Origin of the sequence: Stackebrandtia sp. (assembly GCF_035643755.1) — a bacterium.
Taxonomy (GTDB): domain Bacteria; phylum Actinomycetota; class Actinomycetes; order Mycobacteriales; family Micromonosporaceae; genus Stackebrandtia.
This window is the reverse complement of record NZ_DASQPW010000103.1, coordinates 1-15,114: the sequence shown is the minus strand read 5'-3', so window position 1 is coordinate 15,114 and position 15,114 is coordinate 1. Positions and strand designations below refer to the sequence as shown.

The 15,114-nt window shown below is 70.8% G+C and carries 14 protein-coding genes and 1 pseudogene; 12 read left to right on the top strand and 3 right to left on the bottom strand.

Annotation, left to right across the window (positions count from 1 at the left end):
* Positions 1–32 precede the first annotated feature (32 nt).
* From VE172_RS07915 to pheA, 4 genes are all read left to right on the top strand, one after another.
* Positions 33–1,379 (top strand): hemolysin family protein, encoded by a 1,347-nt coding sequence (locus tag VE172_RS07915; RefSeq protein WP_324799556.1) that lies wholly within the window; start codon positions 33–35, stop codon positions 1,377–1,379.
* A complete protein-coding gene (locus VE172_RS07910) occupies positions 1,376–2,404 on the top strand; it encodes a hemolysin family protein (protein ID WP_324799554.1) in 1,029 nt (342 codons plus the stop codon). Before VE172_RS07915 ends, VE172_RS07910 begins: the two co-directional genes overlap by 4 nt.
* A gap of 118 nt (positions 2,405–2,522) precedes the next feature.
* Complete coding sequence (locus VE172_RS07905; protein ID WP_324799553.1) at positions 2,523–2,945, top strand: hypothetical protein; 423 nt, start codon at positions 2,523–2,525, stop codon at positions 2,943–2,945.
* Positions 2,946–3,087: 142 nt separating this feature from the next.
* A complete protein-coding gene (gene pheA / locus VE172_RS07900) occupies positions 3,088–4,023 on the top strand; it encodes a prephenate dehydratase (RefSeq protein WP_324799550.1) in 936 nt (311 codons plus the stop codon).
* Here the strand turns inward: pheA and VE172_RS25385 are convergent.
* Positions 4,024–4,368 (bottom strand): annotated as a pseudogene (locus VE172_RS25385) (metallopeptidase family protein); the annotation flags it as partial.
* A 61-nt stretch (positions 4,369–4,429) separates the two neighbouring features.
* Here VE172_RS25385 and serS point away from each other — a divergent pair.
* The 6 genes from serS to VE172_RS07865 are packed head-to-tail and all read left to right on the top strand — an operon-like array spanning position 4,430 to position 11,720.
* Entirely contained in the window at positions 4,430–5,686 is a 1,257-nt protein-coding gene (gene serS / locus VE172_RS07890) for a serine--tRNA ligase (protein ID WP_324799547.1), read from the top strand.
* A gap of 52 nt (positions 5,687–5,738) precedes the next feature.
* On the top strand, positions 5,739–6,551 hold the full coding sequence (locus VE172_RS07885) for an HAD family hydrolase (protein ID WP_324799545.1): 813 nt from the start codon (positions 5,739–5,741) through the stop codon (positions 6,549–6,551).
* Complete coding sequence (locus VE172_RS07880; protein WP_324799542.1) at positions 6,552–7,361, top strand: HAD family hydrolase; 810 nt, start codon at positions 6,552–6,554, stop codon at positions 7,359–7,361.
* Between the two features lie 42 nt (positions 7,362–7,403).
* Positions 7,404–8,768, top strand: coding sequence for a CoA-binding protein (locus tag VE172_RS07875; RefSeq protein WP_324799539.1), 1,365 nt, complete (start codon positions 7,404–7,406; stop codon positions 8,766–8,768).
* A 1-nt stretch (position 8,769) separates the two neighbouring features.
* A complete protein-coding gene (locus VE172_RS07870; RefSeq protein WP_324799537.1) occupies positions 8,770–10,233 on the top strand; it encodes an AMP-binding protein in 1,464 nt (487 codons plus the stop codon).
* Positions 10,230–11,720, top strand: a complete 1,491-nt coding sequence (locus tag VE172_RS07865) for an acyl-CoA mutase large subunit family protein (protein ID WP_324799534.1) — start codon at positions 10,230–10,232, stop codon at positions 11,718–11,720. The genes VE172_RS07870 and VE172_RS07865 overlap by 4 nt, the downstream gene beginning before the upstream one ends.
* 488 nt (positions 11,721–12,208) lie before the next feature.
* On the opposite strand, the gene VE172_RS07860 is transcribed toward VE172_RS07865, so the two are convergent.
* Entirely contained in the window at positions 12,209–12,787 is a 579-nt protein-coding gene (locus VE172_RS07860; protein ID WP_324799530.1) for a TetR/AcrR family transcriptional regulator, read from the bottom strand.
* Between the two features lie 100 nt (positions 12,788–12,887).
* On the opposite strand from VE172_RS07860, the gene VE172_RS07855 reads away from it, so the two are divergent.
* Positions 12,888–13,922 (top strand): aldo/keto reductase, encoded by a 1,035-nt coding sequence (locus tag VE172_RS07855; protein ID WP_324799528.1) that lies wholly within the window; start codon positions 12,888–12,890, stop codon positions 13,920–13,922.
* A gap of 66 nt (positions 13,923–13,988) precedes the next feature.
* Positions 13,989–14,600, top strand: coding sequence for a molybdenum cofactor guanylyltransferase (gene mobA / locus VE172_RS07850; RefSeq protein WP_324799525.1), 612 nt, complete (start codon positions 13,989–13,991; stop codon positions 14,598–14,600).
* On the opposite strand, the gene VE172_RS07845 is transcribed toward mobA, so the two are convergent.
* A partial coding sequence (locus VE172_RS07845) for a zinc-binding dehydrogenase (RefSeq protein ID WP_324799523.1) occupies positions 14,590–15,114 on the bottom strand: 525 nt, incomplete at its 5' end. The genes mobA and VE172_RS07845 overlap by 11 nt on opposite strands.

Here is a 15,114-nt window from a genome sequence, read left to right as displayed (position 1 = left end):
TGGGCGTTGATCCGTCCTGGGAGGAAGTGGCTGTGTCGACCGTGCTGCCGTTGGTGGCATTCGCGCTGTTGATCGCCGCGAATGGGTTCTTCGTGGCCGCCGAGTACTCCTTCGTGACCGTGGACCGCCCCCGCCTGGACGCGGCGGCCGCCTCCGGCGACAAGCGGGCCAGGTCGGTGACCCGGGTGCTCAAGCGCCTGTCGTTTCACCTGTCGGGCGCGCAGCTGGGGATCACCATCACCGCGCTGCTGACCGGTACCCTCGCGCAGCCCGCCCTGTCGGAGCTGGTGAAGCCCGCGCTGGGCGTGTTCGCCGGCGCCGCCTCGGGCATCGCGATCGCGATCGGGCTGATCCTGGCGAACCTGCTGTCCATGTTGTTCGGCGAGCTGGTGCCGAAGAACGCGGCCCTGGCGCGGGCCATGCCGATCGCCAAGGCCACCGCGGGCGGGCAACGGGTGTTCTCCGCGATATTCGGGTGGCTGATCCACGTCCTCAACGGCAGCGCCAACTTCCTGGTGCGGCGCCTGGGCATCGAGCCGCAGGAGGAGCTGGCCACGGCGCGGGCCCCCGACGAGCTGCAGCTGCTGGCGGCGATGTCGGCGCGGGCCGGGACGATTTCACGTGAAACGGCGATGCTTCTGCAGCGGGCGCTGCGCTTCGGCGACAAGCGGGCCGCCGAGGCGATGACGCCCCGGGTCGACATGGTGGCGCTGTCCACTCAGGCCAGTGTGGCGGACGTGGTCCGCACCGCCACCGAGACCGGGCTGAGCCGCTTCCCGATCTACCAGGACAACAACGACCAGATCGTCGGCGTGGCCGCGCTGACCGACGCGCTCGGCGTGCGGCTGGACCGCCGCGAGTCGACGCCGGTCGGCGACGTGGCCCGGGAGCCGGTGTTCGTCCCCGAGCACCTCGACCTCAATGGACTCGCCGCGCGGCTGCGCCAGGAGAACTCCGACATCGCCGTCGTGATCGACGAATACGGCGGCACCGACGGCATCGTGACCATCGAGGACCTCGCCGAGGAGCTGGTCGGGGAGATCGCCGACGAGCACGACAGCGCGCAGGCCATCGAGGAATCGTCCACCCACATCGAGGCCACCGGGGCGCTGGCGCACCTGGTTCCCGGGGTGTTGCGCGAGGACGAGGTCGCCGAGCACACCGGCTTCCACGTGCCCGAAGGTCCATACGAGACACTGGCGGGCTTCATCATGGCCCGGCTCGGCCACCTGCCCGCCGCGGGCGAGACCGTGGAGTACCAGGGCTGGGAGTTCACCGTCATCGACGTCGACCGGCACCGGGTGGAGCAGGTGCGGGTGCGCCCGCCCAGCGGCTGGCAGCCCTCGGGCGACTACGTGCCCACGGAGGACGAGGCATGAGCGGCTTCATCATCACCGTCCTCCTGTTGCTGGGCAACGCCCTGTTCGTGGGCAGCGAGTTCGCGCTGATCTCCTCGCGGCGCACCGCGCTGGAGCCCCGCGCCGCGTCCTCGGCGCCGGCGCGCTGGGCGCTGACGGCCATGGGCCAGCTGCCGTTGATGATCGCCGGTGCCCAGCTGGGCATCACGATCTGCTCGCTGGGGCTGGGCGCGGTCGCCGAGCCCGCGTTCGCGCACCTGCTGGAGCCGCTGTTCGGCAACCTGGGCGTCACCGAGACCCTGGTGCACCCGGTGGGGCTGGTGCTGGCGCTGACCGTCGTCACCTATCTCCACACGGTCTTCGGCGAGATGGTGCCGAAGAACATCTCGCTGGCGGGGCCCGAGCGCTGCGTGGTGTGGCTGGGGCCGTTCATGTTGGTGTTCTGCCGCGCCACCTACCCGATCCTGACGGCCATGACGGGAATGTCGCGCTGGATCCTGGCGCGGGCGGGCATCTCCACCAGCGACGAGGCCAAGACCGTGTACAACACCCGCGAGTTCGCCGGGCTGGTCACCGAGTCCCGCACCGAGGGCCTGCTGGACGTCGGCGAGCATGCCCGGATGAAGGGCGCCCTGGCGCTGTCGGACCGCACCGCCGCCGACGCCCTGCACGCGTGGGCCGACACCATCACCGTCACCGACGACGTGACCCCGGCGTCCCTGGAGCTGCTGGCCACCCGCACCCGCCGCTCCCGCTTCCCCGTGGTGGCGCGCCGCACCCGGCGGCTGGTGGGTTTCGTGCACGTCAAGGACATCATCACCGTTGCCGACGACCGGCGCCGCGCGCCGATCCCGCCCGAGGCGATCCGCTCGCTTCCCGTGATGCCGCCCGAGACCACCCTGGCCGAGCTGCTGATGTACATGCGGCGACAGGCCGTCCACATCGTCCTGATCAGCCGGGGTTCGACGCCGCTGGGCATCGTCACGCTGGACGACGTGCTGAGCGCCGTGATCGGCAACGCCGACCTGGCGTCGGCCGACGGCTGACGTCCGACATTTCGCATTTCAGGTATCGGTTGGGCGACGGAACCCGCCCAGCGCTGGCGGATTCGGCGCGCGGCTATTAGTTTGGCGCTGACATCGATGACGCCGGGGCAGGAGAGCCATGGACGACCCCGCGGTCTTCGCGGGATTCGGCAACCCCGCGAACCCGACCCCTGAAGAACTGCGCGCCTGGGCGGCCGACCCGCACGCGGGCGCCCCCGCCACCTCGGGCCAGTGGGACCTGCTGCTGGCGGACGAGCCGCTGATGCCGACCCTGGTGGACCTGGCCGCCGACCCCGTCTGCCCGAAGCGGACCTTCGCGCTGCACTGCCTCTACCTGTACGCCGCCGACGCGGTGCGCACGGGCTTTCGCGCCCACCCCCGCCGCCGGGTCCGCCGCATCCTGGAACAGGCCGACGCCACCGCCGACCCGTGGGTCCAGCTGTGGGTGCACAACACCAACGCGCTGATCTCCAACCCCGACCTGTTCGACTACCGCGAATGGTGCCAGGGGGGCCTGGCCCGCCGGCCCCGGCGCCTTTAGGGCGTGGCGGGGAGCCCCGTTTCCTGCCGCGCGGCTTCCCGACGGCGCCCGGCCGCGTCGTCGGCACGCGTCCACCTGTTGGCCGCTTGCCGTGGAAGTGGACTCCCCGCCACGCCCCGAGCCCTGCCGCTAACCTGGCGGCATGCCTGGAGTTCCGCCGTCGCGCTTCGCCTACCTGGGTCCGCCGGGGACGTTCACCGAGGCCGCCATGCGGCGGCTTCCCGCCGCCAGGCGCGGCACGGGCGTGCCGATGCGCAGCGTCCCCGAGGCGCTGGACGCGGTGCGTTTCGGCGACGTCGACGCGGCCGTGGTGCCGATCGAGAACTCCGTGGAGGGCTCGGTGCCCGTCACCCTGGACGCTCTGGTGTCGGGCGACCCCCTGGTCATCACCGCCGAGGTGGTGCTGTCGGTGTCGTTCGTGCTGGCGGGGCGGCCGGGCGAGCCGATCAACACCATCGCCTCCCACCCGCACGCCCTGGCGCAGTGCCGCAACTTCTTGCGCGCCAACTATTCCAGCGCCACCACCGTCGAGGCACTCTCGACGTCGGCCGCGGCGTCCATGGTGGCCGATCGGAAGGCGGACGCCTGCGTCTGCGCGCCGTTGGCCGCCGAGCGCCACTTCCTGAAGCACCTGGCGGAGAACATCGGCGACAACCCGTACGCCGCCACCCGCTTCGCCCTGGTGTCGCGTCCCGGCGCGGCGCCCCCGCCGTCGGGCAACGACCTCACCTCGCTGGTGGTCTACATCTCGCACGACCAGGTGGGCGCCCTGCTCGGCGTCCTGACCGAGCTGTCGATCCGCGGCGTCAACCTGACCCGCATCGAGTCGCGGCCCACGGGCGAACGGCTGGGCCGCTACGCGTTCTTCCTGGACTGCACGGGGCACGTCGCCGACGCCCGGGTCGGCGAGGCCCTGATGGGCCTGAAGCGGGTGTGCGCCGAGGTGCGGTTCCTGGGCTCGTTCCCGCGCGACACGGACGAGGCCGCGATCCCGCCGCCGCCGGGGCTGACGGACCGCGACTTCGGCGACGCCAAGACGTGGCTGGATCGGCTGCGCGCCAACGGCTTCGGGGGCTAAGCCCCAGCCGAGCTCGTGGAGGCGGGCGTCGTCGATGCCGAAGTGGTGCGCGATCTCGTGCACCACGGTGACGGCCACCTCGTCGACCACCTGTCGTTCGGTGTGGCACATGCGAAGCAGCGGGCCGCGAAAGATCGTGATGCGGTCGGGCAGGACGCCGCCGTAGTCCCAGCCGCGGCGGGTCAGGTCGAAACCCTCGTACAGCCCCAACAGATTCCCCTGCTCGGGGCGGGGTTCGTCCTCCACCAGGATCGCCACGTTGTCGAGGTCGCGCATCAGCGCGCGCGGGATTGTCTCCAACGCGTCGGACACCAGTTCCTCGAAACGTTGTCGCGTCATCTCCACGGCCACACCGCCGAGAATATGGGATGAAGCGCCGCGCGCGGCCACGGTAATGTCTTGTCTCGTGATTGACCTGCGACTCCTGCGGGAGAACCCGGACCTGATTCGCCACAGCCAGCAACTGCGGGGCGAGTCTTCCCAGGCCGTGGACGACCTCGCCGACGCCGACAACGCCCACCGGGAGGCCCTGCAGCGCTTCGAGGCGCTGCGCGCCGAACAGAAGCAGCTCGGCAAGCGGGTGTCGCGGTCCAGCGGGGACGAGAAGACGGAACTGTTGCGCCGCACCAAGGAGCTGTCGACCGAGGTGAAGGGCGCCGAGACCGTGGTGACCACGGCGGCCGCCGCGCTGCGCGCCGCGCAGATGGCGGTGCCCAACATCGTCGCCGAGGGCGTGGTGCCCGGCGGCGAGGACGACTTCGTGGTGGTGCGCACCGTCGGCGAGACCTCGGTGCCGCAGCCGTGCCGCGACCACCTGGAGCTCGGCGAGTCGCTGGGCGCCATCGACATGGAGCGCGGCGCCAAGACCTCCGGCGCGCGCTTCTACTACCTGACCGGCGTGGGCGCGCTGCTCCAGCAGGCGCTGCTGAACCTCGCCCTGCAGCAGGCCGTCGACACCGGCTTCACGCCGATGATCCCGCCGGTGCTGGTGCGTCCCGAGGCCATGGAGGGCACGGGTTTCCTTGGGGCGCATGCCTCGGAGGTGTATCACCTGCCCGAGGAGGACCTGTACCTCGTGGGCACCTCGGAGGTGGCGCTGGCGTCGTACCACTCCAGGGAGGTGCTGGATCTCGCCCAGCCCAAGCGCTACGCGGCCTGGTCGTCGTGTTTCCGCAAGGAGGCCGGCAGCTACGGCAAGGACACCCGCGGCATCATCCGGGTGCACCAGTTCGACAAGATCGAGATGTTCTCGTACTGCCGTCCCGAGGTGGCCGGCGAGGAGCACCAGAAGCTGCTGGGCTTCGAGGAGGACATGTTGGCCAAGATGGAGATCCCCTACCGGGTGATCGACACCGCCGCCGGCGACCTGGGTTCCTCGGCGGCCCGCAAGTTCGACTGCGAGGCATGGGTTCCCAGCCAGCAGCGCTACCGTGAGCTGACGTCCACGTCGAACTGCACCACCTTCCAGGCGCGGCGCCTGGCGGTGCGTTACCGCGACGACAACGGCAAGCCGCGGACGGCGGCCACCCTGAACGGGACCCTGGCCACCACCCGCTGGATCGTGGCCATTTTGGAGAATCACCAGCAGCCCGACGGCTCGGTGAGGCTGCCCAAGGCGCTGCAGCCGTTCATGGGCCGCGAGGTGCTCGAGCCGGTGGCGTGAGTCTCCCCACGCGTCGCTCCGCGCGGGGTATTCGCGCACGTACTGTTGGTCGATGGACACTCCCCAACTGGTGGTTGTCGACCTGGACGGCACGGCGGTCGGCCACCACGCCCGGCTGATTCCCCCCACCCCCGCCGTGGTCAAGGCCCTCGCCGACACCCGAGCGGCCGGGGTCCCGGTCGCGGTGGCGACCGGCCGTCCGCTGTGGGACGCGCTGCGCACCATCGCCGAGCTCGGCCTCACCGACGGCCTGGTGACCACCACCGACGGCGCCCTCACCTACGACCTGGGTCGTCAGCGGATCGTCAGCGTGCGGGGCATGGACCCGGGCCCGGCGCTGCGGGGCTTCGCCGAGGTCGACGCCGAGCTGGCCTTCGCCGTGGAGCGCGACACCTCCGGGTGGTACTACACGTCCAATTTCGACCGCTTCTTCGAGTCCACCTGGGCCGCCGAGGCCACAGTGGACGAGATGGCTGCCTCCGAGGTTTTCCGGCTGTCGGTGCGGATGCCGGGCGTCTTCGGCGCCCGCGGCGTCCCCTGCCCGGTGGCGGCGCGGGTCACCGCCGAGGCGGGCCTCGACGCGGGGCTGTACAACGTGACGGCGGGCTACGGCGGCTGGATCGACGTGTGCTCGTCCGAGGTTTCCAAGGCCACGGGCGCCGCCGCGGTCGCCAGTTACTACGGCGTGGACGCCGCGGACACTATCGTCTTCGGCGACGCCGCCAACGACCTGCCGATGTTCGCCTGGGCGGGCCACGCGGTGGCGATGGGACAGTCCGTGGACGCGATCAAGGAAGCCGCCGATGAGGTCGCGCCCAGCGTGAACGAAGACGGAGTGGCGGTGGTGTTGCGGAGATGGTTCTAGATGAATGATGTGCCCCGGTTGATCGCGACCGATCTGGACGGCACGGTGCTGCGTTCGGATCACACCAGCTCGCCGCACACCCGGGCGGTGCTGGCGGAGCTGTCGCGGCGCGGGGTGACGATCGTGGGTGCCACGGGGCGGGGGCCGCGGCTGTTGGGTCTGAGCCGCGCCGACGTGCCCAGCGCGGACTTCCTGGTCCTGGCGCAGGGCGGCTTCGTGTACGACTGCACCCGTGAGATCGCCGTCCAGTTGACCTCGACGCTGATCCCCGGCAAGCACGCCGCCAAGGCCGTGACCATTGTGGAGGCCGAGGTGGGGCCGGTGCGGCTGGTGGTGGAGAACGACGTCGGCGACTCCACGCCCCTGGTGGGCGACGTGCTGGACAACTGGCCGTTCCCGGTGCCGATCCACCAGCTGGAGCGCGGCGTGGCTCTGGCCGGGGACATCGTCAAGGCGTTCATGTTCAGCGAGACGGTCCCGGCGCCGCTGCTGCTGGATCGCGGGAGCGGCATCGTCCCGCCCGAGCTGTGCGCGCTCACCGACGCCGGGGTGGGTTACGTCGAGATCTGTCCGCCCGGCGTCCACAAGGCGCGCGGGCTGGCGCTGGTCGCGAAGCGCCTGGGCGTGGCGCCCGGCGAGGTGATGGTCTTCGGCGACGCCACCAACGACCTGTCGATGTTCGCCTGGGCGGGCCACGCGGTGGCCGTCGCCAACGCCCTGCCCCCGGTGCGCCGGGCCGCCGACGAGGTGACGCTGTCGAACGACGCCGACGGCGTGGCGGTCTACCTGGAGCGACTCTTCGGTCTATGACGCTCTCTTGACGGGCGTCACATTAATAGAGACACTGGGCGGGTGTCTGACTCCGCCATTGCCGCACTGTGGAACGCGCGATCCGTCGCGGTGATCGGCGCGTCGCAGCGCCCGGGTTCGGTGGGCGGGCGGATCGTGGGGTACCTGCGGGCCTCGGGCTACGAGGGCCGGGTCTACCCGGTGCACCCGACCGCGCGAACCGTCGGCGGCTTCACCGCTTACCCGAGCGTGCGCGACATCGATGACGGTCCACAGTTGGCGGTCATCGTGGTGTCGGCGCGCTGGGTCTCGGCCGCGCTGGACGACTGTCTGGCGGCCGGGGTGTCCACGGTGATCATCGGCTCCTCGGGCTTCGCCGACGCCGGGAACGCCGCCGCCGAGGCCGAACTGGCCGCGCGCGCCCGGGACGCGGGCGTGCGGCTGTTGGGCCCCAACTGCATCGGCTCGGCGAACCTCCACTCGGGACTGATCGCGAGCTTCTCGCCGTTCTTCGACCGCCCGCCGTCGTCGACGCCCGGCGACCTGGCGGTGGTGAGCCACTCCGGCGGCGTCGGCTTCGGGATCGCGAGCCTCGCCGCCGAGCGCGGGCTGCGCCCGGGCTGGGTGGTCACCACGGGAAACGAGGCCGACATCGGCGCCGGCGAGGTGCTGTGCGCCCTGGCCGCCGAGCCGAGATGCCGCCGCGTCGTGGCGTTCCTGGAGTCGCTGCCCGCGCGGTCCTGGCTGGAACGCCTGCGGCACATGGGGGTCCCGGTGGCCGCGATCGTGTCGGGCAGCTCGCCCGCGGGCGCCGCCGCGGCCATCACGCGCAAGCGCCGCGAGCGCTCCCGGGGCGCCGAGTCGTTCGTGTTGTCCCGCAACGGCATAGCCAGAGCATCCGATGTGGATGAACTGATGGATCTGGCCGCGGGCTTCGCCTCCCCGCCGCCGCGCGGCCCCCGCGTCGGCGTGGTCACCACCTCGGGCGGCGCGGGGGTGCTGGCCTGCGACGCGGTCAGCGAGCACGGGCTGCGGATGCCCCAGCCGTCGTCCGACACCGCCGAGTCGCTGCGCGCGGTGCTGCCGTCCTACGCCACCGTCGGCAACCCCGTGGACGTCACCGCCACCGTCGCCGAGGACGCCGGGCTCTTCACCCGCGCGCTGTCCATCATGGCCGCCGACGACGCCTTCGACGCGATCGTGGTGTGCCTGTGCGTGCTCGGGGGAAAGACCGCCGCCGCGGCCGAGAAGGCCATCGTGGACACGGCGAAACGCGGCAAGCCCGTCGCGTTGTCCCGCACCGGAAGCGACAACCTGGCGCCGGGCATGCGGCAGCGGCTGGCGGACGCGGGCGTCGGCGTGTATCCCACCCCCGCCCGCGCGGTGGCGGTCCTGGCCAAGCGGCATCGGCTCTATGGAGGTTCCTGATATGGACGCGGTCACGCTGTTTCGTCGTTCGGTGGCCCGATTCGGGCCCCGGGTGGCCATCGACGACGGCCGGTCGCTGACCTTCGCCGAACTCGGCGACCGGGTGGAGCGACTGGCCCGGGCGCTGCTGGCGACGGGACTGCGCCCCGGGGACCGAATCCTGGACCTGCAACCCAACCAGAACACCTATGTGGAGACCGACCTGGCGTGCATGGCCGCCGGGCTGGTGCGCGTGGCGCTCAACCATCGGCTGCACGAGTCCGACTGGGAACGCATCGCCAACGACTGCGACGCCCGCGCCATCATCTACGACCCCGAGTTCGCCGACCGGGTGGCGCCGCTGCGCGACGGCCTGGATCACTCCATCATGGTGGGTGAGGAGTACGAGCGGCTGATCGCCGACGCGCCCGGCGGAAAGCTCGTCGTCGGTGATCTGGTCTCGCTGAACTACACCTCGGGGACCACAGGGCACCCCAAGGGGGTGCGGCGGGCGCATTCCAACCGGATGTCGTCGCTGGCCAACATGTCGCTGGACGTCCTGGGCGGACTGCCGAATCCGTCCGATGTGTATCTGCACGCGGGGCCCATCACGCACACCTCGGGGCTGTTCGTGCTGCCGTTTTTCGCCGCGGGCGCCAAGCAGCTCATCATGCGGTCCTTCGACGCCCGCGAGTTCATCGACATGGTGCGGGACTCGGGTGTCACACATACCGCGCTGGTGCCCACCATGATCGCGCGGCTGCTGGCCGCCGACGACGATCCGCTGCGGGGCGAGCTGAAGATGCTGGCCTACGCGGGGGCGCCCATGCCCGCGGAGAAGATCCGTCAGGCACAGGGCATGGCCGAGAACCTGGTCCAGTATTACGGTCTGGTGGAGGCGATCCCGCCGGTGACGGTGCTGGACGCCGCCGACCACGCGCGCGGCATCGACACCGAGCCCGAGCTGCTGACCTCGGCGGGCCGCGCCTGCACCATGGTGGACCTGCGCATCGTCGACTCCGACGATCGCGAAGTGCCCAGCGGGGAGATCGGCGAGGTCGTCACCCGCGGCCCGCACGTCATGTCCGGGTACTGGAGCCACGGCGACACCCTCAAGGCGGTGCGCGACGGCTGGCTCCACACCGGAGACCTGGGGCGGATGGACGACACCGGGAGGCTGTGGCTCATCGATCGCAAGGGGGACATGATCATCACCGGCGGCTACAACGTGTACCCCCGCGAGATCGAGGACGTGCTGGCCGAGGTTCCCGGCGTCGACGACGTCGCCGTGTTCGGGGCCGACGATCCCGAGTGGGGCCAGCGGATCACCGCCGCGTTCACGGGGTACGCCACTGTGGAGGACCTCAACGCCCACTGCCACAAGCGACTGGCGTCCTACAAGAAGCCCAAGGAGATCCGCAAGCTGGAGAGATTCCCGCTGAACTCCACGGGCAAGATCGACAAGAAGGCGCTGAGGAGCCAATGAACGAGCGACCCGGCGAGTTCCCCTACACGCGCGGCATATCCGCCACCGCCAAGCCGTGGATCATGGGCCAGTACGCCGGTTTCGCCACTGCCGCCGAGTCGAATCGGCGGTTCCGTCAGCTGCTGGAGGCGGGCCAGACCGGCTTCTCGGTCGCCCTCGACCTGCCCACCCAGCTCGGCCTGGACTCCGACGACCCCCGCGCGGCGGGCGAGGTCGGACGGGTCGGCGTGGCCATCGATTCCCTGGCCGACATCGAAACCCTGATGGACGGCATACCTTTGGAGCGGATCCGCCAGGTCCGCACCACCGCCAACTCGATCGGCTTCGTCTGGGCGGCAATGTGTCTGGCCCTGGCCCGCAAGCGCGCCGTCGACCCGGGCGAGTTCGGCGTGTTCATCCAGAACGACGTCCTCAAGGAGTACATCGCCCGCGGCACCCAGATCTTCCCCGCCGCCCCCGCGTTGCGCCTCACCGTCGACACCATGGAATACCTCGCCGCCCACGTGCCCAACTGGGTCCCGCTGGCCATGTCGGGCTACCACATCGCCGAGGCGGGGGGAGACGCCGCGACCGAGGTCGGCTACACCTTCGCCAACGCGATCGCCTACCTCGACGACCTGGCGGCGCGCGGCGTCCACATCGACTCGGTGGCGCCGTCGCTGTTCACGTTCCTGTCGGTCGGCATGGACGTCCTCGGCGAGGTCGCGAAGCTGCGCGCCGCCCGCCGCGTCTGGGCCAAGCTGGTCACCGACCGCTACGGCGCCCGCGACCCCGAAAGCGCCAAGCTGCGGATCTTCGCGTTCACGGCGGGCTCCTCGCTCACCGCCCAACAACCCATGAACAACGTCGCCCGCACCTCCCTGGAGGCGTTCGCGGCGGCCTGCGGCGGCGTCCAGACCCTCCACGTCTGCGCCTACGACGAGGCGCTGGGCGTACCCACCACCGAGGCCGCGACCCTCGCCCTGCGCACCCAGCAGATCGTCGCCAACGAGACGGGCGTCGCCGACGTCCCCGACCCCCTGGGCGGCAGCTACGCGGTCGAGTCCCGCACCGACCACTGCGAACACCGCATCCGAGCGGTCATGGACGACATCGCCGCCCGCGGCGGCGCCCTGGCCTGCATCGAGTCGGGCTACCAACAGTCCACACTCGCCGAATCGGCCTACCAACAGGCCCAGGCCGTCGAGAGCGGCGAGCGCGTCGTGGTCGGCGTCAACCGCTGGGCCAGCGACCCCGAACCCCTGGACGTCTTCCGCATCGACCCCACCACCGAGGCGGGCCAGGCCGACGCCGTCCGCAAGCTGCGCGCCTCCCGCGACCAGTCCACGGTGGACGCGACGCTCGGCGCCCTGGAGACCACCGCCCGCGCGGGCGACAACATCGTCGCCGCCTGCGTCGACGCCGTCGCGGCCTACGCCACGATCGGCGAGATCATCGAACGGCTCCGCGCCGTCCACGGCTCCTGGCAGCCCACCGCCGTCCTGTAGCCACCCCCACCAAGGCTGACCAGCCCGCCCCTCACACACCCGAAGCGGCCAAGGCCTTTCCCAAACCTCGCGCCGACCGCATCACCGCGTCTCTCACCACCACAGCCAATCCAGACACCGCAACGCCAGCCACAGCAGAGCGAATCCCCCAAAAGCCCGCACCCGAGCCAATCCCAACACCGCGCCCACGCCAACTCCATCACCGCGACTGTCACCACCACCAGCGCAGCCAGCGCGAGGGCCAGCGTCCGATCCCGATCCCGAGCCCGAGGAGTCCCCCGAGCCCGAGTCAACCCCAACGTCGCAACGCCCCACCACCACACCAGCCGCAGCAGAGGGAGTTCCCCAAAGCCCGCCCCGCGCCCGCGTCGACCCCAACGCCACAACGCAACCGTGGCAGAGGGAGTTCCCCAAAGCCCGCGCCCGCATCAACGTCTCACCACCACATCAGCCGCGGCAGAGGGAGTATCCCGAAGCCCGCACCCGTGTCAATCCCCCGTGCGGTAACGGATCCCGTCGAAGACGAAGCCGAGCGTCCGTTCGCGAAACTCGTCGCTCCACGTGGCCTTCTCCGCTGCCAGGCTCGTGGCGAGCAGCAGGGCGAGGAGCTCGTCGATGCCGAAATCGCCGCGCACCGCGTGCGCCGCCTGGGCGCGTTCGAGGAGGGCCGACAGCACGCGCCGCATTTCCTGCTCGATGCCCGAGCGGTCCTTGTCGATGGCGAGGTCGGGGTCGGGCAGCGCGTCGGTGAGGGAGCGTTTGCGGGTGGAGAACTCGACGATCTGGGAGAAGAACTCGAAGAACGTCACCCCTGGGTCGGGGGCGTTGGCGAGTTCCTCGGCGAGTTCGATGAGTTGGCGGGCCCGCTCGAAGACGATCGCCTCGACGAGGGCCTCCTTGGTGGCGAACTGGCGATAGATCGTTCCCAGGCCGACGCCCGCCTCGGCGGCGATGGTGCGCATGGACGCGGCGGTGCCGTCGCGGGCGAGCACCATCTCGGCGGCGGCCAGGACGCGTTCGCGGTTGCGTTGCGCGTCGGCGCGCAGCGGCTTCGCCTCCCCGTCCATCACCTCTCCTACCCAGTGGCAAGCGGAACGATTGTTCCGTATACTCTAAGCGGAACGCGCGTTCCATCATCTCTCACAGGACCCGAAGAAAGGTACTCCGATGGACTATGTGACCCTCGGGCACAGCGGCCTCAAGGTTTCGCGCGCCTGCCTGGGCACCATGAACTTCTCCAACGCCGCCAACCAGTTCGGCATCGCCACCTGCGACGAGGACGAGTCCCGCCGCATCGTCGACGCGTTCCTCGACGCGGGCAACAACTTCATCGACACCGCCAACATCTACAACGCGGGCGCCAGCGAGGAGATCGTCGGCCGAGCCATCAAGTCCCGCCGCGACGACGTCGTCCTGGCCACCAAGGCGGGTGGCCCCATGGGCGAGGGCCCCAACGCCAGGGGGCTGTCGCGCGTCAACCTCACCCGCTCCCTGGACGACAGCCTGCGGCGCCTCGGCACCGACCACATCGACCTCTACCAGTGCCACATGTGGTTCGGCTCGACGCCGATCGCCGAGACCATGGCGACCCTCAACGACTTCGTGCGCGCGGGCAAGGTCCGCTACATCGGCTGCTCCAACTTCACCGCCGCCCAGATCGTGGAGGCCCAGTGGGCCGCCGCGCGCGACGGCGGCGTCGGCTTCACCAGTCTGCAACCGCACTACTCCCTGGTGGCCCGCGAGATCGAGGCCGAGGTGCTGCCCACCGCGGCGCGCCACGGCCTGGGCACCCTGATCTACTCGCCGCTGGCGGGGGGCATCCTCTCGGGACGGTACCGCCGCGGCACCGAGCCCGATCCGAACGGCCGCATCGGGGCCCTGAAGAACACCGACCACCCCGCCGCCAGGGAACTGGTGGAGAACACCTACACCGACCGCAATCTGGCGATCGCCGAGGAGGTGGCGGCCGTCGCCGCCGAGCTGGACACCACGTCCGTCGCCGTGGCGCTGGCCTGGGCGCTGCGCCGCGAGCACATTACCTCGGTGATCATCGGCCCGCGCACCTTCGAGCAGTACCAAGGCAACCAGGAGGGCTTCACCCTCGAGCTGCCCGACGCGGCCATGGCCCGCCTCGACGCGATCTCCCAACCCTCCAATGTGCCCGTCAACGGGGCGCCCTTCGCGCGGTCCTTCGACACCTGAGCGCGTTCCCGTCTCGTCGCCGATGCGGAGTAACTTTGCTGACATCAGGCGACGAGGCGGGACCACATGACCGACACCAACGCACCACCGTCGCGTCACGCCGCCGTCATCCTGGCGGGCGGCCAGGCCAGCCGCATGGGCGGCGTCCCCAAACCCGAGCTCCACGTCGGCGACCGCTCGATGCTGCGCCGCGTCCTGGACGCCGTTCCCGACGCCCGCCCCCAGGTCGTCGTCGGCGACCTCCCCGCCCGCGACTACATCGTCACCATCGAGGACCAACCTGGCGGCGGGCCCGTCCCCGCCCTGGCCGCGGGTCTCCACCACGTCCCCGCCGACCTGCCGCACCTCGTCGTCCTGGCCGCCGACCTCCCCTTCATCACCCCCGATGTCACCGCCGCCCTGGTGTCCGCACTGGACGCCAGCACCGACGGCGCCGTGCTCATCGACCACCATGGACGCCGCCAGTGGCTGTGCGGCGCATGGAAACACGCGGTTTTGCGCGACCGCATCACCGCCGCCGATCCTGGCAGCGGACTGCGCCACGCCCTGCGGGACCTCGCCGTCGCCGAGGTCTCCTGGATGGACAGCGATCTGCCGCCGTGGTTCGACTGCGACACCCCCGCGGCCCTCGAATACGCCCGAGAGCTGGAGCGGGAGTTCAATCCCCTCAGTGCCTGACGCGCACCACGAGCTTTCCCGTGGCGGCGTTGGTTTCCATGTCGGTGTGGGCCTGGCGGACCTCGTCGAGGCCGTCGTAGACGCGGTGCACGGGGAAGCTGAGCTCACCCGCCGCTATATCGTCCAGGATGGACTGAAACGCGTCGGTGGGCAGGTCGCCCGCGTCCCCGAAGTACCCCGTGAGGCGGACCCCGTTGGGGATGTCGCCGATCGGGTAGAACCCGTCGATGGTCCAGCTGTCGGACAGCGAGCCCGAAACGCAGACCACGCCGTGGAACCGCACCGCGCCCATGGTGTCGGCGAGCACCGAGGTGCCGACCAGCTCGAGCGCGGCGTCGACGCCGTCGGGGAAGATCTGGCGCACCTTCGCGGCGGCATCACCATCATCCACAATGGCATGATCGGCTCCGTTGTCGATGAGTTCGTCGATGCGCTCGGCCCGACGCGTCGTCGCCACCACGGTGACACCCCGCCGTTTGGCCAGCGCCGCGGCGGCCAGTCCCACCGACGAGGT